The 25,243-nt window shown below is 71.8% G+C and carries 24 protein-coding genes and 1 riboswitch; of the genes, 18 read left to right on the top strand and 6 right to left on the bottom strand.

The genetic code is table 11. The annotated features are described in order from the left end of the window. The first annotated feature begins 75 nt into the window (after positions 1-75). The 4 genes from ACIBEF_RS14285 to ACIBEF_RS14270 all read left to right on the top strand — a co-directional run bounded on the left by ACIBEF_RS14285 (position 76) and on the right by ACIBEF_RS14270 (position 4,430). On the top strand, positions 76-1,065 hold the full coding sequence (locus tag ACIBEF_RS14285; protein ID WP_396793778.1) for a LacI family DNA-binding transcriptional regulator: 990 nt from the start codon (positions 76-78) through the stop codon (positions 1,063-1,065). Between the two features lie 27 nt (positions 1,066-1,092). Continuing rightward, on the top strand, positions 1,093-2,343 hold the full coding sequence (locus ACIBEF_RS14280) for an extracellular solute-binding protein (protein WP_396793777.1): 1,251 nt from the start codon (positions 1,093-1,095) through the stop codon (positions 2,341-2,343). A gap of 76 nt (positions 2,344-2,419) precedes the next feature. Beyond that, a complete protein-coding gene (locus ACIBEF_RS14275) occupies positions 2,420-3,541 on the top strand; it encodes a carbohydrate ABC transporter permease (protein WP_396793776.1) in 1,122 nt (373 codons plus the stop codon). A gap of 1 nt (position 3,542) precedes the next feature. Continuing rightward, positions 3,543-4,430 (top strand): carbohydrate ABC transporter permease, encoded by an 888-nt coding sequence (locus tag ACIBEF_RS14270; RefSeq protein ID WP_355009552.1) that lies wholly within the window; start codon positions 3,543-3,545, stop codon positions 4,428-4,430. A 44-nt stretch (positions 4,431-4,474) separates the two neighbouring features. On the opposite strand, the gene ACIBEF_RS14265 is transcribed toward ACIBEF_RS14270, so the two are convergent. Then, the gene (locus ACIBEF_RS14265) at positions 4,475-5,050 is read right to left on the bottom strand and encodes a GNAT family N-acetyltransferase (RefSeq protein WP_124854113.1); all 576 of its coding nucleotides are present in this window, start codon (positions 5,048-5,050) and stop codon (positions 4,475-4,477) included. A 35-nt stretch (positions 5,051-5,085) separates the two neighbouring features. Between ACIBEF_RS14265 and ACIBEF_RS14260 the strand changes: the two genes are divergently transcribed. Beyond that, a complete protein-coding gene (locus tag ACIBEF_RS14260) occupies positions 5,086-6,360 on the top strand; it encodes a glycosyltransferase 87 family protein (RefSeq protein ID WP_396793775.1) in 1,275 nt (424 codons plus the stop codon). On the opposite strand, the gene ACIBEF_RS14255 is transcribed toward ACIBEF_RS14260, so the two are convergent. Further along, positions 6,259-6,810, bottom strand: coding sequence for a GNAT family N-acetyltransferase (locus ACIBEF_RS14255; protein ID WP_396793774.1), 552 nt, complete (start codon positions 6,808-6,810; stop codon positions 6,259-6,261). The two genes, ACIBEF_RS14260 and ACIBEF_RS14255, sit on opposite strands and share 102 nt — an antisense overlap. 79 nt (positions 6,811-6,889) lie before the next feature. On the opposite strand from ACIBEF_RS14255, the gene ACIBEF_RS14250 reads away from it, so the two are divergent. The 5 genes from ACIBEF_RS14250 (at position 6,890) to ACIBEF_RS14230 (ending at position 13,072) form a co-directional block, all read left to right on the top strand. Continuing rightward, complete coding sequence (locus ACIBEF_RS14250) at positions 6,890-8,119, top strand: winged helix-turn-helix domain-containing protein (RefSeq protein WP_396793773.1); 1,230 nt, start codon at positions 6,890-6,892, stop codon at positions 8,117-8,119. Between the two features lie 4 nt (positions 8,120-8,123). Then, positions 8,124-8,747, top strand: a complete 624-nt coding sequence (locus ACIBEF_RS14245; RefSeq protein WP_396793772.1) for a DUF2752 domain-containing protein — start codon at positions 8,124-8,126, stop codon at positions 8,745-8,747. Between the two features lie 869 nt (positions 8,748-9,616). Further along, entirely contained in the window at positions 9,617-10,357 is a 741-nt protein-coding gene (gene thyX, locus ACIBEF_RS14240; protein ID WP_124816891.1) for an FAD-dependent thymidylate synthase, read from the top strand. 47 nt (positions 10,358-10,404) lie between these two features. Continuing rightward, the gene (dapA, locus tag ACIBEF_RS14235) at positions 10,405-11,331 is read left to right on the top strand and encodes a 4-hydroxy-tetrahydrodipicolinate synthase (protein ID WP_396793771.1); all 927 of its coding nucleotides are present in this window, start codon (positions 10,405-10,407) and stop codon (positions 11,329-11,331) included. 52 nt (positions 11,332-11,383) lie between these two features. Further along, entirely contained in the window at positions 11,384-13,072 is a 1,689-nt protein-coding gene (locus tag ACIBEF_RS14230) for a ribonuclease J (RefSeq protein ID WP_196921613.1), read from the top strand. A gap of 63 nt (positions 13,073-13,135) precedes the next feature. Here ACIBEF_RS14230 and ACIBEF_RS14225 read toward each other — a convergent pair whose 3' ends face one another. Continuing rightward, positions 13,136-14,719 carry a YbjN domain-containing protein gene (locus ACIBEF_RS14225; protein ID WP_396793817.1) on the bottom strand — a complete coding sequence of 528 codons (1,584 nt, stop codon included), beginning with the start codon at positions 14,717-14,719 and terminating at the stop codon, positions 13,136-13,138. An 86-nt stretch (positions 14,720-14,805) separates the two neighbouring features. After that, positions 14,806-15,285: a YbjN domain-containing protein gene (locus tag ACIBEF_RS14220; RefSeq protein ID WP_396793770.1), complete on the bottom strand. Its 480-nt coding sequence runs from the start codon at positions 15,283-15,285 to the stop codon at positions 14,806-14,808. A 113-nt stretch (positions 15,286-15,398) separates the two neighbouring features. On the opposite strand from ACIBEF_RS14220, the gene ACIBEF_RS14215 reads away from it, so the two are divergent. Further along, positions 15,399-17,858, top strand: a complete 2,460-nt coding sequence (locus ACIBEF_RS14215) for a DNA translocase FtsK 4TM domain-containing protein (RefSeq protein ID WP_396793769.1) — start codon at positions 15,399-15,401, stop codon at positions 17,856-17,858. A gap of 66 nt (positions 17,859-17,924) precedes the next feature. Here the strand turns inward: ACIBEF_RS14215 and ACIBEF_RS14210 are convergent, their stop codons facing one another. After that, the gene (locus ACIBEF_RS14210; protein WP_112586600.1) at positions 17,925-18,170 is read right to left on the bottom strand and encodes a hypothetical protein; all 246 of its coding nucleotides are present in this window, start codon (positions 18,168-18,170) and stop codon (positions 17,925-17,927) included. A gap of 82 nt (positions 18,171-18,252) precedes the next feature. Then, on the bottom strand, positions 18,253-18,567 hold the full coding sequence (locus ACIBEF_RS14205; RefSeq protein WP_112586602.1) for a multidrug efflux SMR transporter: 315 nt from the start codon (positions 18,565-18,567) through the stop codon (positions 18,253-18,255). Between the two features lie 60 nt (positions 18,568-18,627). Next, a riboswitch (guanidine-III (ykkC-III) riboswitch) is annotated at positions 18,628-18,699 on the bottom strand. Between the two features lie 91 nt (positions 18,700-18,790). Between ACIBEF_RS14205 and ACIBEF_RS14200 the strand changes: the two genes are divergently transcribed. The 7 genes from ACIBEF_RS14200 (at position 18,791) to ACIBEF_RS14170 (ending at position 25,196) form a co-directional block, all read left to right on the top strand. Further along, complete coding sequence (locus ACIBEF_RS14200; protein WP_396793768.1) at positions 18,791-19,714, top strand: ornithine cyclodeaminase family protein; 924 nt, start codon at positions 18,791-18,793, stop codon at positions 19,712-19,714. A 79-nt stretch (positions 19,715-19,793) separates the two neighbouring features. Then, positions 19,794-21,302, top strand: coding sequence for a 30S ribosomal protein S12 methylthiotransferase RimO (gene rimO / locus ACIBEF_RS14195; RefSeq protein WP_355009598.1), 1,509 nt, complete (start codon positions 19,794-19,796; stop codon positions 21,300-21,302). A gap of 77 nt (positions 21,303-21,379) precedes the next feature. Then, on the top strand, positions 21,380-21,970 hold the full coding sequence (gene pgsA / locus ACIBEF_RS14190) for a CDP-diacylglycerol--glycerol-3-phosphate 3-phosphatidyltransferase (protein WP_396793767.1): 591 nt from the start codon (positions 21,380-21,382) through the stop codon (positions 21,968-21,970). Positions 21,971-22,159: 189 nt separating this feature from the next. After that, the gene (locus ACIBEF_RS14185; protein ID WP_396793766.1) at positions 22,160-22,675 is read left to right on the top strand and encodes a CinA family protein; all 516 of its coding nucleotides are present in this window, start codon (positions 22,160-22,162) and stop codon (positions 22,673-22,675) included. Positions 22,676-22,884: 209 nt separating this feature from the next. Then, positions 22,885-23,319: a helix-turn-helix transcriptional regulator gene (locus ACIBEF_RS14180; protein WP_357195216.1), complete on the top strand. Its 435-nt coding sequence runs from the start codon at positions 22,885-22,887 to the stop codon at positions 23,317-23,319. 196 nt (positions 23,320-23,515) lie between these two features. Continuing rightward, positions 23,516-24,388: a PspA/IM30 family protein gene (locus ACIBEF_RS14175; RefSeq protein ID WP_357195212.1), complete on the top strand. Its 873-nt coding sequence runs from the start codon at positions 23,516-23,518 to the stop codon at positions 24,386-24,388. Between the two features lie 22 nt (positions 24,389-24,410). Beyond that, positions 24,411-25,196, top strand: coding sequence for a hypothetical protein (locus ACIBEF_RS14170; RefSeq protein ID WP_355009535.1), 786 nt, complete (start codon positions 24,411-24,413; stop codon positions 25,194-25,196). Positions 25,197-25,243: the final 47 nt, after the last annotated feature.

Here is a 25,243-nt window from a genome sequence, read left to right as displayed (position 1 = left end):
AAACATTCCAGAAACTTGAACGATCCAATCCTGCCTTATCCAAATTGGATCGTTCAAGATGGCGAGAGGGATTTAGTGGCCGAAAAGGTGACCATCGCGACGGTGGCCCGGCACGCCCGAGTCAGCCGGCAGACCGTGTCCAACGTCCTCAACAGCCCGCACATCGTGCGGCAGGAGACCCGTCAGCGGGTCCAGGACGCGATCAACGCGCTCGGCTACCGGGCCAACCAGGCCGCCCGACAGATGCGTACCGGCCGGTCCCGCCTCATCGCCGCCCGCATCGACCCGACCCGCGACGGCATCAACGGCTCGGTGCTCGACCGCTTCCTGCACGGCCTCACCGAGACCGCCGACGCCGCCGGCTACCGGGTGCTGCTCTACACCGCCACCGACGACGAACGGGAGATCGCCACCTACGGCGACCTGCTCGGCACCTACGAGTTGGACGCGTTCGTGCTGGTGGGCACCAAGTACGGCGACCCGCGTACCCAGTGGCTCGCCGACCGGGACGTACCGTTCGTGACCTTCGGCCGCCCGTGGGACGCGCTCGACGCGCACCCCTGGGTGGACGTGGATGGCGCCGCCGGTACCGCCCAGGCCACCCGGCGGCTGCTGGACGCCGGCCACCGGCGGATCGCCTTCATCGGCTGGCCCGACGGCTCCGGCGTCGGCGACGACCGGAGGGCCGGCTGGCGCGACGCGCTGGGCGCAGCCGGCGTCGACCCGACCGGGCTGCACCGGGAGACCGAGGACGGCATCGCCGAGGGGGAGCGGCTGATGCGTGACCTGCTCGTCGCCGTGGCGCCGAGCGCCGTGGTCTGCGCCAGCGACTCACTCGCCCTCGGTGCCCTCCAGGCGATCCGCGGCGTCGACCCGCAGGTGTCGGTGATCGGCTTCGACGACACGCCGGTGGCCGCCGCGGTCGGGCTGACGAGCGTCAGCCAACCGCTCGGCGACGCCGCCGCCCGCTGCGTGGACCTGCTCACCGGGGTCCTCGACGGCGACCACGAGACCCCTACCCCCGTGCTGCTCCAGCCCTCGCTGGCGCTGCGGCACACCGCGTAGTCCCACACCCCCCCACCAGGAGAAACCATGGCACCCCGAACAATCACCCGGGCAGCGGTGGCCGGCCTCGCCGCCGTCGCCCTCCTCGGCTCCGCCGCCTGCGGCAGCGGCTTCGACGACTCCTCCGGCGACACCGCCCAGTCCAGCGGGCCGGCCAGCCTGCAGATCCTGATCGGCTCGTCCGGCGAGGCCGAGACCAAGGCGGTGCAGGACGCCGCCGCGAAGTGGGCCGGCAGCTCCGGCAACACCGCGACCGTCACCCCGGCGCAGGACCTCACCCAGCAGCTCGGTCAGGCTCTCGCCGGCGGCACCCCGCCGGACGTCTTCTACGTGGACGCGGCCCAGTTCGCCAACTACGCGAGCGTCGGCGCCCTCGAGCCGTACGGCGACAAGGTCAGCAACCCGGACGACTTCTACGAGAGCCTGCGCACCGCCTTCACGTACGACGGCAAGCTCTACTGCGCGCCCAAGGACTTCTCGACCCTGGCCCTGCAGATCAACACCGACCTGTGGACCCGGGCCGGGCTGACCGACGCCGACGTCCCGACGACCTGGGACCAGCTCACCGCGGTCGCCCAGAAGATCAAGGCGAAGGGGCAGGTTCCGCTCGCCATCGGTGACACCCGGGACCGGATCGGCGCCTTCATGGTGCAGAACGGTGGCTGGCTGACCAGCAAGGACGGCAAGCAGCCCACGGCGGACACCCCGGAGAACCTGGCCGCCCTCCAGTACGTCAAGACCATGCTCACGACCGGGCTGGCCAAGTACCCGAAGCAGCTCGACGCCGGCTGGTCCGGCGAAGCGTTCGGCAAGGGTAAGGCCGTGATGACCATCGAGGGCAACTGGATCAAGGGTGCCCTGCAGAACGACTTCCCGAACGTGAAGTACAAGGTCGTGGCGCTGCCGGCCGGCCCCAAGGGGCAGGGCACCCTCTCCTTCACCCAGTGCTGGGGTGTTGCCGCCAAGAGCAAGCACAAGGACCAGGCGATCAAGTTCGTCGAGGCGATGACCAGCGGCGAGCAGCAGATGACCTTCGCCAAGGCGTTCGGCGTCATGCCGTCCCGGCAGTCGGCGGGCGAGCAGTACACCGCCGCCTTCCCGGCCGACAAGGTGTTCATCGACGGCGCCGCATACGCCCAGGGCCCGGTGAACGCCCCGAAGATGGACAGCGTCCTCAAGGACCTCGACACCGGTCTGCAGGGGCTGGCCAACGGCGACCCGAAGACCATCCTGCAGAACTTCGACAAGAACGCCAAGGCGGCGCTCGGCGGCAGCTGAGCTGACGGTGGGGGCCCCGGTGTTCACCGGGGCCCCCACCGCACGTCGGTCGGAGAGAGGAAGGGAGGGAGGGAAGATGGCAACCGAGACACTGACCGCCGCGGCGACCGCGCCCGGGTCGGGCCCCCGCCGACGCAGGGGCGGCATCCGCAGCAACGAGAACCTCGCCGGCTGGCTCTTCGTCGCGCCGGTGATCGTCATTCTGGGGCTGTTCCTGCTGCTGCCGATCCTGATGGCGCTCTGGGTCAGCCTCACCGACTGGAACGGCCAGGGCAGTCCCTTCACCGGCGACGTCCCGTTCGTCGGCGGCCACAACTACACGCGGTTGTTCACCGAGGACGGGCTGGCCCGCCGGGACTTCATGACGAGCATCCGCAACAACATCTACTACGTGGCGATCGTGGTGCCGGCGCAGACGGTGCTCGCGCTCGGACTGGCGTTGGTCGTCAACAACCGGATGCTCAAGGGCAAGAGCTTCTTCCGCAGCGCCTTCTACTTCCCCTCGGTCACCAGCTCGGTCGCGATCAGCGTGGTGTTCCTGTTCCTCTTCGCCAACTCCGGCGCGGTGAACGCGCTGCTCGGCTTCTTCGGCATCGACGGCCCGGAGTGGTTCGCCGACCCCCGGGGCGTGCTGCACCTGCTGTTCGGCGCGGTCGGTGTGGACTCGCCACCGGCGGCGCTGACCGACGGCGGCCCGTTCGGGCTGACCTGGTGGGACTGGTTGGCCGGCCCGAGCGTGGCGATGATGTCGATCATCACGTTGGTCGTCTGGACCACCTCCGGCACCTTCATGCTGATGTTCCTCGCCGGGCTGCAGAACGTGCCGGTCACGCTTGACGAGGCCAGCACCCTCGACGGCGCGTCCCGGTGGCAGCGCTTCCGGTACGTCACCCTGCCGATGATCAGACCCACCACCTTCCTGGTGCTCACCCTCGGCATGATCGGCTCCTGGCAGGTCTTCGACCAGGTGTACGTGATGAGCCAGGGCGACCCGGCCAAGACCACACTCACCCCGGCGTACCTGTCGTACCGGACCGCCTTCCGGGACTTCGAGTACGGCTCCGGCGCGGCGATCTCCTTCGTCCTGTTCCTGATCATCATCGTGCTCACGCTGATCCAGCGCCGGGCGCTGGCCGAGCGGGACACCGACCGGCCGCGACGCGGCTGGCGGCGTCGACGCGTACCGGAGAGGTCCTGAGATGGCAGTGCTCACCGACCGCCCGGCGGCGGCGCCCGCGCGGCGACACCAGCGCGCGGCCCGCACCCTCGCCACCCGCTTCCTGGGGTACGCCACACTCGTCTTCTTCGGGCTGGTGTTCCTCTACCCGTTCGTCATCCAGATCGGCAACTCGCTCAAGACCGAGCCCGACGCGGCGGCGAACCCACTGTCACCGTTCCCGGACCCGCTCACACTGGCCGGCTTCGAACGGATCTTCGCCGGCACCAACTTCCCCTTGTGGCTGGGCAACTCGCTGCTGGTGACGGTGCTGGTCACCCTCGGGCGAGTGTTCTTCGACTCGCTCGCCGGGTACGCGCTGGCCCGGCTGCGGTTCCGGGGGCGTGGCGGGCTGTTCGCCGCAGTCATCGCGGTGATGGCGGTGCCCGGGGTGGTGCTGCTCATCCCGAAGTTCCTGGTGCTCAACCAGCTCGGCCTCTACAACAGCTACGCCGGCCTGGTGGTGCCGCTGCTGGCTGACGCGGCGGGCGTGTTCATCATGAAACAGTTCTTCGAGTCCATCCCGGTGAGCGTCGAGGAGGCCGCCCGGATCGACGGGGCGAGCATCTTCCGTACCTTCTGGTCGGTGGTGCTGCCGATGGCGAAACCGGCGCTGATCACCCTGACCATCCTGTCGTTCCAGGGCTCCTGGAACGAGTTCCCACACAGCCTGGTGTCGGTGCAGGACCCGGACCTGTTCACCCTGCCGCGCGGCCTCGCCGACCTGGTCAGCGGCTCCCTCGGCAAGGGCACCCAGTACCCGCTCAAGCTCGGCGCCGCGCTACTGGCCACCATCCCGGTGGCGATCATCTTCGTGGTGTTCCAGCGGTACTTCGTCCGCGACGCCAACGACGGCTCCGACAAGGGCTGACCCGGTTCGGTACGGCGGCCCCGACCGTGGGGCCGCCGCTTCGGTCACTCGACCTTTTCGGCCGGAACGGCCACGTGCAGGCGCACCTGAGGCACCAGCATGTCGTCGACGTCAAGCGCCCGGGCCGCGCCGTCGGGCTCCCAGCCGGTGCTGGTGAGGAACTTCCGGGTCGCCTCGTCACCGTCGAACGCCCAGGCCACCGCGCGACTCATGCCGTCCTCCCGCCACAGGTCGACGGCGGCGGCGAGAAGCCGACTACCGTGCCCGCGCCGACCCCACCGCGGCTCCACCAGAAGGTCGGTCACCGCGGCCACGTCCGGGCCGAGCGCGTCGGCCGGCTCACCCGGGGCGAGAGCCTCGCCGTCGGCCGGGCCGGAGGCGGCGAACCCCACCAGATACGATTGCTCGGCCTGTTCGACGGCGACCAGCACCCGGTGCGCGCCCGAGGGCGGCTCCAGCACCGCGGCGCTCCACCGCCGGGCGAGGAACGCCTCGTCCAGGTTGTCGAGCACATGCCGAGGCAGGATCCGGCGGTACGCGACCCGCCAGGTCGCGAGCTGGATGCGTGCGATCTCGCCGGCGTCCTCGGGACGCGCCGGGCGGACGTACCCGAGAGCCATGGGACGGAAGCCTACGCAGGGCGGGGGAGACGACGGTGGCGCAGGGTGCCAACAGGACAACCGCGCAGGTCGTCGGGGTGGTGGTGCTCGCCGCGGCGGTCGCCGGGTTCCTCGCCGTCGCTGCCGTGCGGCACGGCTTCTTCGACCTGAAGGTCTACTACGGCGCGTTGACGTGGTGGGTGCACGACGGCGGAGAGATCTACGACTACCTCAAGCCCAACACGCAGTACGGCTTCACCTACCCGCCGTTCGCCGCCCTGGTCATGCTGCCGATGGCGTACCTGCCGTGGACGGCCGCGATCGTGGTGAGCGTCCTCGCCAGCGTGGCCACCACCACGGTGCTGATCTGGTGGCTCGTCGACCCGATCGCCCGCCGCGCCGGGTGGACCCGGTGGTTCGCCCTCGCCGTTGCGCTGTGCCTGGCCGCCGCGTTCGAACCGATGCGGGAAACCGTCAACTTCGGCCAGGTCAACACGCTGCTGCTCTTCCTGGTGGCGGTGGACCTGCTGCAGCTGATGCCGACCGGCAGCCGGTGGACCGGGGTGGGCATCGGCCTCGCCACGGCGATCAAACTGACCCCCGGCGTGTTCATCGTCTACCTGCTGGTGACCGGGCGGTGGCGGGCGGCGCTCACCGCGAGCGGCACCGCCGCCGGGGTGTCGTTGCTGGCTGCCGCGCTCTTCCCGGACGCGTCCCGGGAGTTCTGGACCGAGGCCCTGTGGAACACCGGACGGGTGGGCGAGTTGGCCTTCGTCTCCAACCAGTCGCTGCGCGGGGTGGTCGCCCGGCTCGACCCGGAGCACCCGAGCACCCTGCTGTGGCTGCTGCTGGTGCTGGGCACCCTGGCGCTCTGGGCCTGGCGGTCCCGGGCCGCCGTCGCGGCCGGCGACGAGGCGACCGGCCTGGCGCTCACCGGCGCGGTGATGTGCCTGGTCAGCCCGGTCACCTGGGTGCACCACCTGGTCTGGTTGCTGCCCGCGTTGATCCTGCTCGTCGACAACGCGATGGCCGCGCCGGCCGGCCGGCGACGGCGGGTCCTGCTGGTCGCCGCGACCATCGGGTACGCGCTGCTGATCAGCCGGACCGTCTGGGTGTGGGAGAAGGACTTCACCGGCGTCGACGGCTTCCTGGGCAGCAACGCCTACGTGTGGATCAGTCTGGCGCTGTTGGCCTTCCTGCCGATCCGCCGGTGGCTGACCCCGAACGGGTCAACCGTCGAGGCGTCCGGCGTACCGCAGCTCGACCAGCCCGACCGGCGGGCCCCCACCGGCCAGCGGCACCTGGTAGGTCGACCGCTCACCGTCCGGTGACAGGCCGGCGCGTTCGCAGAACCGCCGGGCCCGCCGGTTGTCCGCCAGCACCCACGCCCGGTAGTCGGCCCAGCCCCGCTCGGTGAGCCCGCTCCGGGCGGCGTCCAGCAACGCCGCCGCGGTCCCGTCACCCCAGTGGGCCGGCTCCACGTAGAGCGCCACCACCTCGCCGACCGTCGGGTCGAGGTCGTCCCGGTCCTGGTTGCGGCGGTACGGCCCGAAGGTGGTGAAGCCCACCACCGACCCGTCCACCTCGCCGAGCAGGGTGATGAACGGGTGTTCCGGATCGGCGGTGCCGACGTCGCGACGACGCTGCGCCCAGGCCATCACGTTGAGCCGCCCGAGCACCTCGTCCGGCATGAAGCCGGCGTAGCCCGCCTGCCAGCCGTGCACGTGTACCCGGGCGACCGCCTCGGCGTCGTCCGGCTCCTCCCGACGGATGGTCAGCATTGCACCGTTCTATGCCCCGTTGGTCGTCACGTCCAGCTTCCCGCACCGGCGTCGTACCGATGAATTAAGGTCGCCGACGATGACCGCGCCCGAATCACTCTCGCTCGCCCAGGCCCGCCGCGTGGCGCTCGCCGCCCAGGGCTTCGCCGACCCGTCGCCGACGGGCACGCCCACCCGCCGGCACCTGCGTCGCGTGCTCGGCCGGGTCGGGCTGATCCAGATGGACTCGGTCAACGTGCTGCAACGCGCGCACTACCTGCCGCTCTACAGCCGGCTCGGGCCCTATCCGACCACGTTGCTCGACCAGGCCGCCTACCGACGCCCGCGTGACCTGTTCGAATACTGGGGTCATGAGGCGTCGCTGGTCCCGGTGGAGCTGCACCCGATGCTGCGCTGGCGAATGGCCCGAGCGCACAGCGAATCCTGGGGCGGCATGCGGCGGATCGCCCAGGAGCAGCCGGAGCTGGTCGCCTGGGTCCGGGACGAGGTGGCCGCCCGGGGGCCGCTGACCGCCGCGGAGATCGAGCACGACGCCCCCCGCGAGACCGGCAACTGGGGGTGGAACTGGTCGGCGGTCAAGCGCGCGTTGGAGTTCCTGTTCTGGGCCGGCGAGGTGACCGCCGCCGAGCGCAGCACCTCCTTCGCCCGCCGCTACGACCTGCCCGAGCGGGTCCTGCCAGCGGCGGTGCTGGCCGCGCCCACCCCGACCGACGCCGAGGCGTACCGGACGCTGGTTTCGCTCGCCGCGCGATCCCTCGGGGTCGCCGCCGAGCCGGAGCTGCGCGACTACTTCCGGTTGCCGCTGGCCGGCGCCCGGCAGGCCGTCGCCGAACTGGCCGAGGCCGGTGAGCTGGTGCCGGTCACCGTGGCGGGCTGGCGACAGCCGGCTTGGCTGCACGCGTCCGCCCGGTTGCCGCGTTGGGTGCGGGGCAACACGCTGGTCAGCCCCTTCGATCCGCTGATCTGGGAACGCGCCCGCACCGAGCGGCTGTTCGACTTCACCTACCGGATCGAGATCTACGTCCCGGCGCCACAGCGGGTCTACGGCTACTACGTGTTGCCGTTCCTGCAGGGCGACCGGTTCACCGCCCGGGTCGACCTGAAGGCCGATCGGAAGGCCGGGGTGCTGCTCGTGCCAGCCGCCTGGCTCGAACCCGACGCCGACCCGGGGGAGACCGCCGTCGCGCTCGCCGCCGAGCTGTACCGCCTCGCTGGCTGGCTCGGCCTGGATGCGGTGGCCCCGCCAGCGGCCGGCGATCTGGCTGGTCCGCTCACCGCCGCGTTGGCCGGCGTGTCCGGTGTACCGTGAGCGCGTGACGAGCGCTCCCGGACCGGTCGACCAGCCGCACCCAGCCCCCAGCGCCGTCCACACGGCGCCGACCGACGGTGGCACGGGTCCCGGCGGCTTCGGTCCCGTTGGCTTCGGTCCCGGCGGCTCGGGTCCGGAGGGTTGGCCGACCACCCCTCCAGGTGGCTACCCGGCGCCTGAGCCGGACCGGCTCACCCGATTCGTGTTGCGGCTCTACGAACGTTCCCCGCGTTGGGCAGTGCCGCTGGCCGCGGTCGGCTGCGTCGCGATCGGCATGAGCTACGCGCTGCTGAGCAACCCGACCTACGCCGACCCGGATGCCGCGCCCACCTGCCTGCTCAAGTTGACCACCGGGCTGGACTGCCCGGGCTGTGGTGGCACCCGAGCGCTCTGGTACGTACTGCACGCCGACCTGCCGGCCGCCGCCCGGCACCACTTCCTGTTCGTCTTCGCGCTGCCGTTCCTCGCGTACCTCTTCGTGGCCTGGGCGGGAAACCAGGCGTTCGGATGGCGCCTACCCGAGCTGCGGATCAGCTCGAAGGTCATCGGCGGATTCCTGGCCGCGTGGCTGGCCTTCTCGGTGCTACGCAACCTGCCCTGGGCGCCGTTCACCTCGCTCTACGTCTGACCGCGCTGCTACCGGCCGCGCTGCTGGCCGCTGGGCTGCTGCCGGCCGCTGGGCTGCTGCCGGCCGCGTTGCTGCCTGCGGGGCTGCCGTCTGAAGCGCCAGTGCCCGACCTGCCGCCGCCCGGCCGGTGCCCGGGTGCGGTCGGCGGATGCGGGCTCGGCCGGCATGCGTTGTCCTGGCATCCTTTGGAGCTGATTCGTTTACGACATCAGGGGTCTCCTCCGGTGCCGACCACACATGATCGACTCGGCATTCAGGAAACCGGGCCATCCACCTGACCCGGATACCCCGACTTCCGGGAACCCGAGTCGAGCACCCCAATCGGCATCCGCATACCCGCTTCGCGGCGCACGGCAGCCGATGCGCTCGCCCAAGATCGCGCTTGATCCTGGATGTAGTGGGTTCGGAGCATGACGGATGCCACTACATCCAGGATGTTGCGCGATCTTGCGAGCGAAAGCCGCTGCCGAGATGCTCGACTTGTTCGGGTTGCTTGGGTGCCTGACTTGTTCGGGTTGCATGGGCGCTTGAGCGGCGCTCGGGTCTCGATTGTCGGCTTGGGCGGCCCATCCATCCGCCGGGGCTGATGTCGCCAACGATTCAGCTCCAAAGGACGCCGACGGACCTGTCCGCCCGGGCCTCGACGACGATGCCCTGCCCCGCGCCCCCAGGCCGGCTCCCGGCCCCGCTCCGGCCCTGGCCCCGCTCCGGCCCTGGCTCCGGCCCTGGCGCCCGGCCCGGCCCCGGCTCCGGCCTAGGAGTCGGGAACGTCGGTCGGTGCGTTGTTGCCTGAGTGATCGACATTGCACGGGGCGCGCCTGAGTTGGGTCGGGCGGCACCCCACCACTAAAGTCCCAGGAATGCCGGACATGGTGCAGCCCCAGGTCAAGTTGATCGCGTGGACCCAATTCGCGGCCCCGGACGACGTGCCGTGGTCGACCGACGCGGAGGGCGGCCAGGCGCTCGCCGAGTTCGCCGGTCGGGCCTGCTACCAGTCGTGGAAGAAGCCGAACCCGGCGACCGCCACCAACGCCGGCTACCTGGCGCACATCCTCGAGGTTGGGCACCTGAGCGTGCTGGAGCACGGGTCGGTCACCTTCTACTTCACCGGGGTGTCCCGCTCCTTCACCCACGAGCTGATCCGGCACCGACACTTCTCGTACTCCCAGTTGTCGCAGCGCTACGTCCCGGAGCGGGACGCGGCCATGGTCGAGCCGGCCGTCATCGCCGACGACCCCGAGCTGCACAAGAAGTTCGTGGAGGCCGCCGAGGCGAGTGTTCGGGCGTACACCGAGTTGTTGGAGGGCCTGGAGCAGCGCTTCTCCGACGAGCCCAACCCGACGCTGCGCCGCAAGCAGGCCCGGCAGGCGGCCCGCGCGGTGCTGCCCAACGCCACCGAGACCCGGATCGTGGTCTCCGGCAACTACCGGGCCTGGCGGCACTTCATCGCGATGCGGGCCACCGAGCACGCCGACGTGGAGATCCGTGAGCTGGCCGTCGAGTGCCTCCGCCAGCTGCAGGGGGTCGCCCCCAACGTGTTCGCCGACTTCGTGATCTCCACGCTGCCGGACGGCACCGAGGTGGCGGCCAGCCCGCACGAGGCGTCCTGAGCCCTTCCCCGGCGGGCCCCGGCTGGTCGTCCGCTAGGTTGGAGGGTATGACGCACGACCACCTCGATGCCGCGGCCCGACCGGCGTCCCGCCCCTTCGGCCGGCTGATCACAGCCATGGTGACCCCGTTCACCTCCGACGGTTCCCTCGATCTCGACGGCGTCGCCCGGCTGGCGAGCCACCTGGTCGACGAGCAGGGCAACGACGCGCTGGTGGTCAACGGCACCACCGGCGAGTCGCCGACCACCACGGAAGCGGAGAAGGAACAGCTGATCCGGGCCGTGGTGGAGGCTGTCGGTGACCGGGCCAAGGTGGTCGCGGGCGTTGGCACCAACGACACGCGGCACACCATCGAGCTGGCCGCAGCCGCCGAGAAGGCGGGTGCGCACGGCCTGCTGGTGGTCACCCCGTACTACAACAAGCCGCCGCAGGCGGGGTTGGTCCGGCACTTCACAGCCGTCGCCGACGCCACCGGCCTGCCGGTGATGCTGTACGACATCCCGCACCGTTCCGGTGTGCCAATCGAGACCGAGACGCTGGTGCGGCTCGGCGAGCACGGCCGGATCGTCGCGGTCAAGGACGCCAAGGGCGACCTGACCGAAACCAGCTGGGTGACCAGCCGGACCGCCCTCGCCTTCTACTGCGGCGAGGACGCTCTCACCCTGCCGGCGCTGGCCGTCGGTTCGGTGGGCGTGGTCGGCACCTCCACGCACTTCACCGGGACGCTGACCGCACAACTGATCGATGCGTACGACGCGGGAGACATGCCGACCGCGCTGGCGCTGCACCGGCGGCTGCTGCCGCTGTTCACCGGCATCTTCCGCACCCAGGGCGCGATCCTGGTGAAGGCGGGCCTGGCAGCGCAGGGCCTGCCGGCCGGCCCGGTGCGACCCCCGCTGGTGGACGCCACCGACGACGAGATCGCCCAGCTGCGCGCGGACTTCGCGGCAGCGGGCCTGGAGCTGCCCGAATGAACGAACGACACGATGGACGTCGAGTAACGGCGTCGCAGAATGAGGTGGACGCGTGACCGAGGCGCACATCGAGGCGGAGCTACCCCCGCCGCTGCCGGAAGGCGGCCTGCGGATCATCCCGCTCGGCGGGCTCGGCGCCATCGGTCGGAACATGACCGTCTTCGAGTACGACGGCAAGTTGCTGATCGTCGACTGCGGCGTGCTGTTCCCCGATGTCGAGCAGCCGGGTGTGGATCTGATCCTGCCCGACTTCGGTCCGATCCTGGACCGGCTGGCCGACGTCCAGGCGATCGTGCTGACGCACGGTCACGAGGACCACATCGGCGCGGTGCCGTACCTGCTCGCCCACAAGCCCGACATCCCGCTGGTCGGCTCACAGTTCACCCTCGCCCTGGTCGAGGCGAAGTTGGCCGAGCGGCGGATCCAGCCGTACACGCTGACCGTGCGGGAGGGCGGCCGCGAGCGGCTCGGCCCGTTCGAGTGTGAGTTCTTCGCTGTCAACCACTCGATCCCGGACGCCCTCGCGGTGGCTATCCGCACCCCCGCCGGCCTGGTGCTGCACACCGGCGACTTCAAGATGGACCAGCTGCCGCTGGACGGCCGGATCACCGACCTGGCCGGTTTCGCCCGGCTCGGCGCCGAAGGCGTCGACCTGCTGCTGTCCGACTCCACCAACGCGGAGATCCCCGGTTTCGTCACCCCGGAGCGGGAGATCGGGCCGGTGCTCGACTCGATCTTCGCGAAGGCCAAGGGCCGGATCATCGTGGCGTCGTTCGCCTCGCACGTGCACCGCGTGCAGCAGGTCTTCGACTCCGCCGCCGAGCACGGCCGCAAGGTCGCGCTGATCGGCCGGTCCATGGTCCGCAACATGGGCATCGCCCGGGACCTCGGCCTGCTCAACATCCCGGCCGGCCTGGTCATCAGCATCGACGAGGCGACCACGCTGCCGCCGGATGAGATCGTGCTGATGTCGACAGGTTCCCAGGGTGAGCCGATGAGCGCGCTGGGCCGGATGGCCAGCGGCGACCACCGGCACATCACCATCGCACCCGGTGACACGGTCGTGCTGGCCTCCTCACTGGTGCCCGGCAACGAGACCTCGGTCTACCGGGTGATCAACCGGCTCGCGCGGGCCGGCGCGGTGGTCGTGCACAAGGACGTCGCCAAGGTGCACGTCTCCGGGCACGCCCCCGCCGGGGAACTGCTCTATCTGCTCAACGTGGTCCGGCCCAGCAACCTGATGCCCGTGCACGGCGAGTGGCGTCACCTGCGCGCCCACGCCCGGCTCGGCATCGAGTCCGGGGTTGCCGCCGACCGGGTGGTGCTCTGCGAGGACGGCGACGTGGTCGACCTGGTCGAGGGCCGCGCCAGCCTGGTCGGGCACGTGAAGAGCCGGTACGTGTACGTGGACGGCCTCGCCGTCGGTGACGTCAGCGAGTCGCTGCTCACCGAACGGCGGATCCTCGGTGACGGCGGGTTCATCGCCACCACGGTGGTCGTCGACTCGGTCACCGGCAAGGTGGTCGCCGGCCCGACGCTCTCCGCGAAGGGCTTCTCCGAGGACCCGGAGGCGTTCAACCCGGTGGTGCCGTTGGTCACCGAGGCGCTCAACCGGGCCGCGGCGGACGGCATCACCGACCCACACCAGCTTCAGCAGATCGTCCGGCGGACCGTGGGACGTTGGGTCAACGACAAGTACCGTCGTCGGCCGATGATCGTGCCCACCGTCGTCGAGGTCTGAGCGACTCCCGCTGACGCCGGTCCACCTGAACGGGGTGGGCCGGCGTCCGCCGTTCCCGGGAGATCAGGGCAGCGCGGCGACGGCCTCGGCGTACGCGATGCCGGTGGCGATGGCGGCGTCCATGAGGACCCGTAACTGCGCCGGGGCGACCCCGTGCGCCAGGTCGGTGGCCACGTCGCCGGCCAGCACCAACTCGGTGCCGAGATCGTGCGCGTACGCCTTGGGCAGCAGTCGGTCGTGGTTCCACGCGTTGCAGAAGGCGTACGCCTCGGCGCGGCGGGCGGCCGGCAGCCGGCGGTTGGCCATGGCGCGGGCGTGCAGCACCTCGCCGCGTTCACCGGCCCGCCGGAACTGGATCACCGTCCCCTCCCAGTGGCCGACCACCGTCTCGTCCTCGTCCACCAGGTACCGGTCGCCGCGCCCGTCCAGGATCCCGGTGATCATGCCGAGGGAGAGTGCCGACAGTTCGCGTTCGCCCAGCTCGGCCTCGGCCTCGGTGTCGACGTCGGCCTCGACGTCGGACCGGTCGTCGTCGGGCTCGTCAGGTTCGTCGTCGGTGGGCAGCGGAACCGGCGCCGCGAGCGGGCGCTCGGCCAGCCAGGCGGCCATCCGTCCGGAGTGGTGCCCGGTGCCGTTGCGCGCGTCGAAGCTGCCGGCCAGCTCGTTCGCCACCCCGAGCAGCAGCGCCCCGAGCGTGGCGACGTCCAACTCGGTGGCCGTCCGCTCGCCGTACGCGGGCCGGGGCATCGTCCGCACGCCCAGCCCCGCGTCGGCCGCCAGCCCGCAGAGCAGTGCCCCGGCGGCGGCGAACTCCATGGCGGCGAGATCGTCGGTCGGCCGGTCCAACCGGGGCAACTGCTCGGCCAGGATGGCCAGCCCGCGTTCCAGGTGCCCGCCCAGCGCGCAGAACCGGAGGTGTGCGGCGAGGTGCGGGAACGCCGCGCGCTCCCGCCGGTGCCGGCGGTACGCCCGCACGTGCGCCGTCGCCGCCCGTTCCGGCTCACCGGTGCGCAGTGCCGGCAGCAGACCGGCGACCAGATCCCGCTCGGGCTGGTCGGTGCAGGACCGCGGGTCGCCGTCGGCTTTCCCGAGCTCGGTGACCGCGGCACTCCACTCGCCCCAGCCGGCCAGCAGCTCGGCACGGCGGGCCGAGGCGCAGCCCGGGCAGCCGCCGGCCGGGCCCGGCCGTTTTCCGGACCATCGCTCGTACCAGTGCCGGGCGGTGGGCTCGTCGCCCAGATGATCGGCGATCCGGCAGTGCAGCTCCGCCACTGTCGGTGTGTCCGGACCATCCGTGCCGACGCGGTGGGCCAGGTCGTGCAGCAGGGACCGGGTCTGGTCCAGCCCGACCCGGGGTGTTCCGAGCAGCGCCTCCACCGCGTACCGCTGGTAACGCAGCAGCAGCCCGGTCTCCGTCTCGGTGAGCACGTCGGGCCGGTGGTCGGCGGCGGCCCGGCAGCGCCGGACCGGCTCGACCAGACGCCACCGCTCCCCGTGCAGCAGGTACGCCTCGATCAACGCGAACCGCGCGTCCATCCCGGACCGGACGTCGCCGGCCGCGTTGGCGCGCTCGGCGAGCCGTTCCAGGGCCACCTGCCGGGCCGGGCCGTCGGGAAGGTCCCGAGCCTCGGCGAGCGCGGCCTCCAGCGCCGGTACGCGGCCCCGCGCGAGCCGCTCGCCGGCACCGGTGGGTGACGTGCCGGCGCGGCTGCCGGTGAACTCGTCCCGGCCGGTCACGACGGCACCGCGCCGGGCAGTCGACGAACCGCCACGGCGAGCTGGCAGCCGGTGGAGATGCCACAGTCGAGCAGCTCGTCGAGCTGGTGTGGGGTCACGCCGCGTTCCAGGTCGGTGATCACCTCGCCGTACACCCGGGCCCGACCGTCGTCGGCGACGTGGACGAACGCCTTCGGCCAGAGCCGGTCGTGGTTCCAGGAGTTGCAGAACGCGTAGAGGTCGGGCACCTGTTCGATGCCGAAGGTCGGATCGACCATGGTGCGGATCTGGAGCAGCTCACCGTCCCCGCCGACGCGGAGGAACCAGATCAGGTTGTCGTCGAAGTGGCCGACGAGGTCGCCGTCCGGGGTCGGACCGACGGACCGGCCCCGGGCAGCGAGCACCGCGGCGACCAGTTCACCGGTCAGCGGACGCAGCAAGTCGGGGTGCCCGGCCAGTGGATCGTCCGGATCGCCTTCGATTTCCGGCGACGCCATGGGGCATCCCTTCTGAGGCGGATATCACGACCGGCGGTGGGGTTCGTGTTGCGACGCGCGGACACGACCCGGAAAAGCGGGGATCTGCCCGCCCCCACCGTTACCGTGACTCTATGGCGGGCCGTACCTCTCAGGCGAGCCGGCGGCGCGGCGCGTCGCCGCGCGGTGGCACCAACAGTCGTGCCCGTCAACCGGCGAAGAAGACCACCCGGGCACCGGTCCGACGTCGCACCACGCCGCCCCGGCCCGGCCCGGCGGTCTACGTCGGCCGTGCGGTGGGTGCACTGTGGATGGGGCTGGCGCACGGGATGGGCTGGGCGGTGCGTGCCGCTGGCCGGCAGGCTGCGTCGGCCCGCGACCTCGACCCGGAGCACCGCCGGGACGGTGCCGGGCTGCTCCTGTTCGGGCTCGCCCTGCTCAGCGCCGTGGCGCTCTGGTTGTCCGGAGCGGGGCCGGTCGGCGCGCGACTGGCCGACACGATCCGGCTGTTCCTGGGCGCGATCTCGGTTGTCGTACCGGTGCTGCTGATGATCGGCGCGTGGCGGCTGATGCGTCAGCCGGCCGATCCGGAGCACCGCGGCCGTGGGTTGATCGGCTGGGGTTCGCTGCTCGTGTCGACCGCCGCGTTGCTCCAGATCGGTCAGGATCCGGTCGACCCGCTGGAGCGTGACTTCGCCGGCGGTCTGGTCGGCGCGGGCGTTGGTGGGCTGCTGGAGCGGGCGGTCACCGCGTGGGTGGCGGTGCCGCTGCTCGTCCTGCTGCTGCTCTTCGGCCTGCTCGTGGTGACCGCGACGCCGATCAACAAGATCCCGGAGCGGCTGGGGCTGCTCGCCGGTGGGCTGGTCGCCGCACCGGAGGCGGATGAGGAGGCGGACGAGGTGGCCGCCAAGCCGGCGCGTAAGCGACCGGCGAAGCGGATGCCCGCACCACTGGACCCGGACGACTTCGAGGACCTGGACGGCGCGGACCTCCAGGAGACCATGGTGCTGCCGCGTAAGTCTCCGGCGAAGGTGCCGGCGAGCCGCAAGCCGTCGGTCGAGCCGCCGGAGCACTCGCCCGCCCCGACCCGGGCCGAGCAGCTCGCGCTGACCGGGCTGTCCGGGGACTACACCCTGCCGCCGGCCAACATGCTCAGTGCCGGGGCCGCCGCGAAGACCCGCAGCAAGGCCAACGACGAAGTGATCGCCGCGCTGACCGGCGTGTTCGACCAGTTCGACGTGGACGCCGCCGTCACCGGCTTCACCCGTGGCCCGACCGTGACGCGGTACGAGGTGGAGCTGGGGCACGGCGTCAAGGTCGAGCGAATCACCCAGCTGTCCCGCAACATCGCGTACGCGGTGAAGTCGCCTGACGTACGGATCCTCAGCCCGATCCCGGGCAAGAGCGCCGTCGGCGTGGAGATCCCGAACACCGACCCGGAGAACGTGGCCCTCGGCGACGTGCTGCGCTCGCGCGCGGCGACCAGCGACCACCACCCGATGGTCGTGGCGCTCGGCAAGGACATCGAGGGCGGCTACGTGGTGGCCAACCTCGCCAAGATGCCGCACATCCTGATCGCCGGAGCCACTGGCGCGGGCAAGTCGAGCTGTCTCAACACCCTGCTGGTGTCCATCCTCACCCGGGCCACCCCGGACGAGGTGCGGTTGCTGCTGATCGACCCGAAGCGGGTCGAGATGACCGGTTACGAGGGCATCCCGCACCTGGTCACTCCGATCGTGACCAACGCGAAGAAGGCGGCCGACTCGCTGGACTGGGTGGTCCGCGAGATGGACATGCGCTACGACGACCTCGCCGCCAACGGGGTCCGGCACATCGACGACTTCAACCGCAAGGTCCGCAACGGCGAGATCAAGGCCCCGCCGGGCAGCGAACGCGAGATGCGTCCGTACCCGTACCTGTTGGTGATCGTGGACGAGCTGGCGGACCTGATGATGGTTGCGCCGCGCGACGTGGAGGACTCCGTCGTCCGGATCACCCAGCTCGCCCGGGCCGCCGGCATTCACCTGGTGCTGGCCACCCAGCGCCCCTCGGTCGACGTGGTGACGGGTCTGATCAAGGCGAACGTGCCGTCCCGGCTGGCGTTCGCCACCTCCTCCCTCGCGGACTCCCGGGTCATCCTCGACCAGCCGGGCGCGGAGAAGCTGCTCGGCCGTGGTGACGGGCTCTTCCTGCCGATGGGGGCCTCAAAGCCGGTCCGGATCCAGGGTGCCTGGGTCACCGAGCGCGAGATCGCCGACGTGGTGAAGTTCTGCAAGGACCAGCGTGAGCCGGAGTTCCGCAAGGACGTGCTGGCTCCGGCGCAGGAGAGCAAGAAGAAGATCGACGAGGACATCGGCGACGACCTGGACCTGTTGGTGCAGGCGGTGGAGCTGGTGGTCACCTCGCAGTTCGGCTCGACCTCGATGCTGCAACGCAAGCTGCGGGTCGGTTTCGCCAAGGCGGGCCGCCTGATGGACCTGATGGAGACCCGGGGGGTGGTCGGGCCGTCCGAGGGGTCGAAGGCGCGCGACGTGCTGGTCAAGCCGGACGAGCTGGACGAGGTCCTGACCGGCCTGCGCGGCGACGTGGACTGAGCGACTGTCGATCCTGGACGCACGACGGGCCCGCCGGATTCCGGCGGGCCCGCGACAGGAGAGTGGTCAGTTGTTGATCAGCGCGCCGATGATCACCAGGCTGATGATCGCGGCGACGACGCTCGCCACGGCGGCGTACCAACCCAGCGGCTTGTCGCCGAGCACCGCGCCGACGACGCCCGCGATGACGCCGAGCACGCCGAAGATGATCGGGTTGAGCAGCAGGGCCAGGACCGCGAAGACGAAGCCCACGATGGTGAGGATGCGGGCAGCGTTGCTGCGGGGACGGGCGGTGCTCGGCATGTCGGCCATGTCTTCCTCCGGGTGAGAGCCTGTCGTGACGAATCGATCACTACCCACTGTGGGGGCCTATCACGCCTGCCTGGGAGGCACCTCAGTGGAAGATCTTGAGACCGATCACGCCGGCGACCACCAGCAGGAGGCAGAGGATCCGGGGCAGGCTCGCCGACTCGCCGAGCGCCAGCATCCCGACCAGCGCGGTGCCGACCGCGCCGATGCCGACCCAGACCGCGTAGCCGGTGCCGACGGGGATGTCCCGTAGCGCGTACGACAGCCCGGCCATGCTCAGCAGGAGGGTCACCACGAACACCACTGACGGGACCAGCCGGCTGAAGCCGGCGCTGCGGTCCAGGGCGATCGCCCAGGCCGTCTCCAGCAGTCCCGAGATCACCAGTACGAGCCAGGCCATCGTTCACCTCACGGAAGCGCCCGGGGCTGCCGCGCCGGGACGAGTCGAGTCTGCACGTCACGCGGGGCGTCTTGGCCTGACCGGGTACGCCCACCACTCGTCCGGAGCGGCCACGAGCATCCGGCCGCCGGCGCCGACGCTAGCACCGACCCCGGTGGCGGGGCGGTGACCACCGCCACGATCCGTTGACCTCTACCTGACTTCAACTTGCAGTATCGCCACCATGACCATGCTCTACGCCGACCCCGAGGTCGCCGCCGCGCTGGACGCCGCCACCACGGTCGCCGCCATGCGCGCCGCCCTCCTGGCCGCGTACGAGGGACGCCTGATCGCGCCGCCGCGGGCCGCCGTACCGCTGAGCGGCGGGCGGATGGTGCTCACCGCCGGGCACCTGGTCGGCGAGTGGTACGGCTTCCGCTCCTACGACACCTTCGGTCACCCGCAGGGCGAGCAGTTGGTGGTGCTGCACGACGCCCGGACCGGGGCGATCCGGGCGGTCGCGGTGGGCGAGGAGTTGGGCTCCCGTCGTACCGGAGGGTTGGGAGGTCTCGCGGTCGACGCGCTGGCCCGTCCCGACGCCGCCACCCTCGGGGTGATCGGCTCCGGTCGGCAGGCGTGGACCCAGGTCTGGGCCGCCGCCGCGGTCCGCCCGTTGCGCGAGGTGGTCGTGCACAGCCGTTCCGCAGCTCGCCGGGAGGCCTTCGCCGCCCGGGTCTGTGTCGAACTGGGCGTGCCGGCCCGTGCGGTGGCAAATCCGGGCTCGGCCGCCACCGGGCGGGACCTGGTGGTGCTGGCGACCACCAGCCCGACCCCGGTGCTCTGCGCCGCCGACCTCAGCCCCGGCACGCACGTCAACGCTGTCGGTTTCAAGCAGCGTGACCGCAGCGAGTTCGGCACCGACCTGCTGGACACCGCCGACCTGCTGGTCACCGATTCACCGGCCCAGGCGGCGGACTACCAGCCGCCGATGCTCGCGGCCACACCCCCGTACGCCGGGCGGTTGCGCGACCTGGGCGGCATCCTGGCCGGCGTGGTCCCCGGCCGGACCACCGCGGACCAGATCTCCGTCTTCTGTTGCACCGGCCTGGCCGGCACCGAGGTGTTCCTGCTCGACGCGCTGACCCGGGTTGGCGCCGAGGCGCGCTGACGGAATGACGTTCGCCTCCGTGTCGACCGTCTCCGCAGCCCGCGTGCGTGGGCTCACCCGGTCGGCCCGGTACCCTCGGATGGTGTCTGCCACCTCTCCTTCTCCCGCTGACCACGCCGACGGCCGTCGCGTCGCCCTGCTGACCCTGGGCTGTGCCCGCAACGAGGTCGACTCCGAGGAGCTGGCCGCCCGCCTGCACGCCGACGGCTGGCAGGTGACCACCGACGGCGAGGGCGCCGACGTGGTGGTCGTCAACACCTGCGGCTTCGTGGAGAAGGCCAAGCAGGATTCGATCCAGACCCTGCTCGCCGCCGCCGGAACGGGCGCCAAGGTGGTCGCCGCAGGCTGCATGGCCGAGCGGTACGGCCGTGAGTTGGCCGACAGCCTGCCCGAGGCCCAGGCGGTGCTGAGCTTCGACGACTACCCCGACATCGCCGCCCGGCTGAACGCCGTCGTCGCCGGTGAGCAGATCAGCGCGCACACCCCACGGGACCGGCGCGAGCTGCTGCCGCTGACCCCGGTGCAGCGCCGCGACAGCGGGGTGTCGCTTCCCGGCCACGGCACGGTGACCCGCACCGTCGTCGACACCGACGAGCACACCCCGGCACACCTGCGCCAGGTGCTGCGTCGACGGCTCGACACCGGTCCGGTGGCCTCGCTGAAGCTGGCCAGCGGCTGCGACCGCCGCTGCGCGTTCTGTGCCATCCCGGCCTTCCGGGGGGCCTTCGTCTCGCGTACGCCCGACGAGCTGCTCGCCGAGGCGGAGTGGCTGGCCAAGACCGGCGTACGGGAGCTGGTGCTGGTCAGCGAGAACTCCACCTCGTACGGCAAGGACCTGGGTGACCCGCGCGCCCTGGAGAAGCTGCTGCCCCAGCTCGCCGCGGTGACCGGCATCGTCCGGGTGCGGGCCAGCTACCTCCAGCCGGCCGAGACCCGGCCCGGGCTGGTCGAGGCGATTGCCACCACCCCGGGCGTGGCACCGTACTTCGACCTGTCGTTCCAGCACTCCAGCGAGCCGGTGCTGCGCCGGATGCGGCGTTTCGGGTCCACCGACCGGTTCCTGGAGCTGCTGGCGAGTGCCCGCGCCCTGGCCCCGGACGCAGGCGCCCGGAGCAACTTCATCGTCGGTTTCCCCGGCGAGACCCGCGGCGACGTCGACGAGCTGGTCCGGTTCCTGACCGAGGCCCGGCTCGACGCGATCGGCATGTTCGACTACAGCGACGAGGACGGCACCGAGGCGGCCGGCCTGCCCGGCAAGGTCTCCGCCGCGACGATCAAGCGGCGCTACGACCGGCTCAGCGCCCTCGCCGACGAGCTCTGCTCGCAGCGGGCCGAGGACCGGCTCGGCTCGACCGTCGAGGTGCTTGTCGACTCGATCGAGGACGGCGTGGTGGAGGGTCGGGCGGCCCACCAGGCGCCGGAGGTGGACGGTTCCACCACCCTCGTCGCCCCGGTCGAGGGCGGGGTCGACCTGGCCGCGCTGCGCCCGGGCGATCTGGTACGCGCAACGGTGACCGGCACCGAAGGGGTGGACCTGCTCGCCGTGCCGGATGAGATGATCTCGGCGGCGCCCGGCGCGGCACGGTGACGGCGGGCCCGAGCGGAGCGGGGGACCCAGGTGGTGCGGTGCCGGGAACGCCACGGCGGCCCGAGCGGAGTGCGGCGGTGACCGGGGCGACGGAGTCGACGCCGGGCCGGGTGGTGGCCGTGGTGCCCGTCGTCAACGCGGCGAACGCGTTGACCGCCCTGCGGCTGCTGCTGGTGCCGGTCTTCGCCGCCTCGGTGATCGTGTCCGGGATGACCCACGCAGGTTGGCGGATGGCGGCCTGCCTGATCTTCGCGGTGGCCTCGGCGACCGACCTGGTGGACGGCTGGATCGCCCGCCGCTGCGGGCTGGTCACCTCGGTGGGCAAGGTGGCCGACCCGATCGCCGACAAGGCGCTGACCGGCGCGGCGCTGGTGCTGCTCTCCTGGTACGACCAACTGCCCTGGTGGGTGACCGCGCTGATCCTGGTCCGCGAGCTCGGCATCACCGGGCTGCGGTTCTGGGTGATCCGGCACGGCGTCATCGCCGCGAGCCGAGGTGGCAAGGTCAAGACCGCGCTCCAGATCCTCGCCATCGCCTGGTACCTCTGGCCGATGCCGGCCGCGCTCGCCGCCGTCGGCCCCTGGATCATGGCCGCCGCCGTGCTGGTCACGGTCGCCACCGGCTTCGACTACGTGGCCCAGGCCCTCCGCCTCCGCCGCCCCCGCTGACAGCCCCGGGCCTCCGCTTTCCGCCGCTGATCATGAGGTTGTCGCCCTGCCGGACGGCGTGTCGAGACGCCAACTCCATGATCACCGCGATCGGGGTGGGTCGGGTCGGGGTGGGTCGGGGTGGGTCGGGGTGGTTGGGTTTTGGACTGGTGGGTGGGGAACGACTGGTTTCTGCGACGGAGGGTGGAAATGTCGGTGAACGGTGACGGGGTGGGCGGTACCGAGGTGGGCAGTGCGGCGGCGGGGGTCGTGCACCGGCTGGCCGAGCGGCACGAAACCCTGGCCACCGTCGAGTCGCTCACCGGTGGGTCGCTCGCCGCTTCGATCGTGAACATCGCCGGAGTCAGCGGGGTCTACCGGGGCGGTCTCGTGGTCTACGCCACCGAGTTGAAGGCGACGCTGGCTGGCGTACCGGCTGATCTGCTGTTCGACCGGGGGCCGGTGGACCCGGACGTGGCGGTGGCGCTCGCCGAGGGCGGCCGGCAGCGGTGCGGCGCGGACTGGGGGCTGGCCACCACCGGGGTCGCCGGCCCGGAGCCGCAGGACGGGAAACCCGTGGGCCTGGTCTACGTCGCGGTCGCCGGAGCGGACGGTAGCGAGGTCCGCCAGCTCGACCTGGGCGGCGGGCGGGACCACGTCCGAGCCGAGGCGGTGATCGAGGCGCTGCGGTTGCTCTTCGAGCGGCTGGCCGCCGCAACCTCGTGAACGCCGGGGCCGAAACGGTCAGAGCCACCCGAGCCGACGCCACACGGGCGGCGGCGCGCCCGTCCCGACGAACCGACGGGCGGGGCGGGATGTCGCCCGCGCCCGCAACGGGTACGGTTGCGGGAAGGCTCCGACGTTCGGGGTCGGCGCGGTCCGCCGCAGCCGGCCGCCCAGCGGCGGGCGCGAGGTATCCCTCAGGGGGAGGTGCGATGATCCTGCTACGCCGGGTGATCGGTGACGCACTGCGAGCGCGCCGGCAGGGCCAGCAGCGCACGCTGCGTGAGGTCTCCACCGCCGCCAACGTCAGCCTCGGCTACCTCTCCGAGATCGAGCGCGGGCACAAGGAGCCGTCGAGCGAGCTGCTCGCCGCGATCTGCGACGCCCTCGGTGCCCGCCTCTCCGAGCTGCTGCGTGAGGTGAGCGACACCGTGGCGCTCGCCGAGCAGATGCCCGGGGTGCTCGTCTCGATGCCGGACGAGCCGGCCGAAGCCGCGGCCAAGAGCACCAGTCGGGGTGTCCGTCAGGTCACCTCCGACGGCAAGGTCGCCGTCTCGGTCCGCCAGGACTCGCCGCTCAAGGCCACCCTGCGCAGCACCCGGGTCCGCCCGACCGAGCGCGACCGGGACGTGGTCTGCGCGGCCTGAGCCGCGATTTTGTTGACCATGGGCGGGCTGGCCCCGGCCGCGTAGGGTTGCTCAGAAGAGCCGCCGGTGCTGTCGACCGCCCGGTACGGATGCCTCATTGGCGTTCGGCTGGGACGATGGAGACCGGCCGGCAACGGTCGGTCGGTCCAGCCGGCCGGCCGTGGGGGAGCGACGCTACTGAGGGGATACCACGGAGATGGCGAACCCGTTCGTCAAGGGTTGGAACTACCTGATGGCGCTCTTCGGTGCGAAGATCGACGAGCACGCCGATCCCAAGGTGCAGATCCAGCAGGCCATCGAGGATGCCCAGCGGCAGCACCAGGCGCTGGTTCAGCAGGCTGCCGCGGTGATCGGCAACCAGCGTCAGCTGGAGATGAAGCTGTCTCGGCAGATGACCGAGGTCGAGCGGTTGCAGGGCAACGCCCGCCAGGCCCTGGTGCTCTCCGACCAGGCCCGGGCCAAGGGCGACGAGGCCGAGGCGGTGCGGTTCGAGCAGTCCGCGCAGACGCTGGCCAGCCAGCTCGTCTCCGCCGAGCAGGCCACCGAGGACCTGAAGACGCTGCACGACCAGGCGCTGGGCGCCGCCGCCCAGGCCCGCCGAGCGGTCGAGAACAACTCGATGATCCTCCAGCAGAAGCTCGCCGAGCGCACCAAGCTGCTCAGCCAGCTGGAGCAGGCCAAGATGCAGGAGACGGTGGCCCGCTCGCTGGAGTCGATGTCGTCACTGACCGCGCCGGGCACCACCCCGTCGCTGGACGAGGTGCGCGACCGCATCGAGCGGCGGTACGCCAACGCGATGGGTCGCGCCGAACTGGCCGGCAACTCCGTCGAGGGCCGTATGTTGGAAATTCAGAAGGCCACGATCGACTCGGCCGGCTCCGCCCGGCTGGAGCAGATCCGGTCCAGCATGGCGGGGGAGCAGCTCGGCGGCACGGCCCAGCGACCGGCCGTCCCGCAGGCCGAGAAGACCGGCCCGGCCAACGACCCGACGGCCGCCGCCCGACTGGACGAGCTGCGCGCCAGCATGGCACGCGAGCGGGGCACCGGCGACCCGACCGCCGCCGGCTGAACGACCGGATCGAGGGGGCACTGTGGCAGACGAGCGGACCCGGTACTTCCGGAGGCTGGGTCGGCTCCGCCGGTCAGCCCGACGGTGGAGCGTGCTGGCCGGTGGGCTCGGCGGCGCGGCGGCGGTGCTGACTCCGTACGCCGGCCTTGGTCTGCCCGACGCGGCCTGGGCCGGCGCCGCGGGCAGCGCGGTGGCGCTCGCCGCCTGGCGCTGGATCGACGTGCGCGCCCTGGCCGCCCAGCCGGCGCCCCCGGCGCTCGACCCGGCCGAGGCAGCGGCCCGGTCTCGGGCCCGACTGATCGCCGCCGTCGAGCGGCTGCCGGTCGGCCCGGGCGTACTGGCCGAGGTGCGCCGGGTCCGCTCCCGGATCGCGCTGCGCGGCACCAGCGCCGGAGAACAGTGGGCCCGACTGGACCGGGCGGCGCTCACCCTGGCCGGAATGGCCCCCCGACTCACCGGGCTGGCCGAGCCGGCGGTGCTGGAGGCCGCCGCCGCCGACCGCTCGCTGCGCGACCTGGCCGCTCGGGTGGCCAGCGTCGAACGCGCGCTACGGCTGGCCCCGGCCGACGCCCGACCACCGCTGGCCGAGGCGCACGCCGCGCTGACCGCTCAACTGGAGGGCGGGGTGGCGGCGTACGAACGGCTGGTGGTCGCCGCCGCCGGTTACCTGGCCGAGGACTCCCGACCGGAGACCGCCCACCCGGCCGCCGACCGGCTCACCGAGGCGACCGACCTGCTGCACGGGGTCGCCGGGGCGCTCGCCGAGCTGCGGGCCGTCGGCACCCCGCTGCGCGCGCCGACGCGCTGACGGCGCACGCGCTCCGAGAGAGGCAGCGCGCTGACAACGCACCCCCC

The sequence above is a fragment of the Micromonospora sp. NPDC050795 genome (assembly GCF_044456785.1).
Classification (GTDB): domain Bacteria; phylum Actinomycetota; class Actinomycetes; order Mycobacteriales; family Micromonosporaceae; genus Micromonospora.
This window is presented reverse-complemented; position numbering and strand designations above follow the sequence as displayed.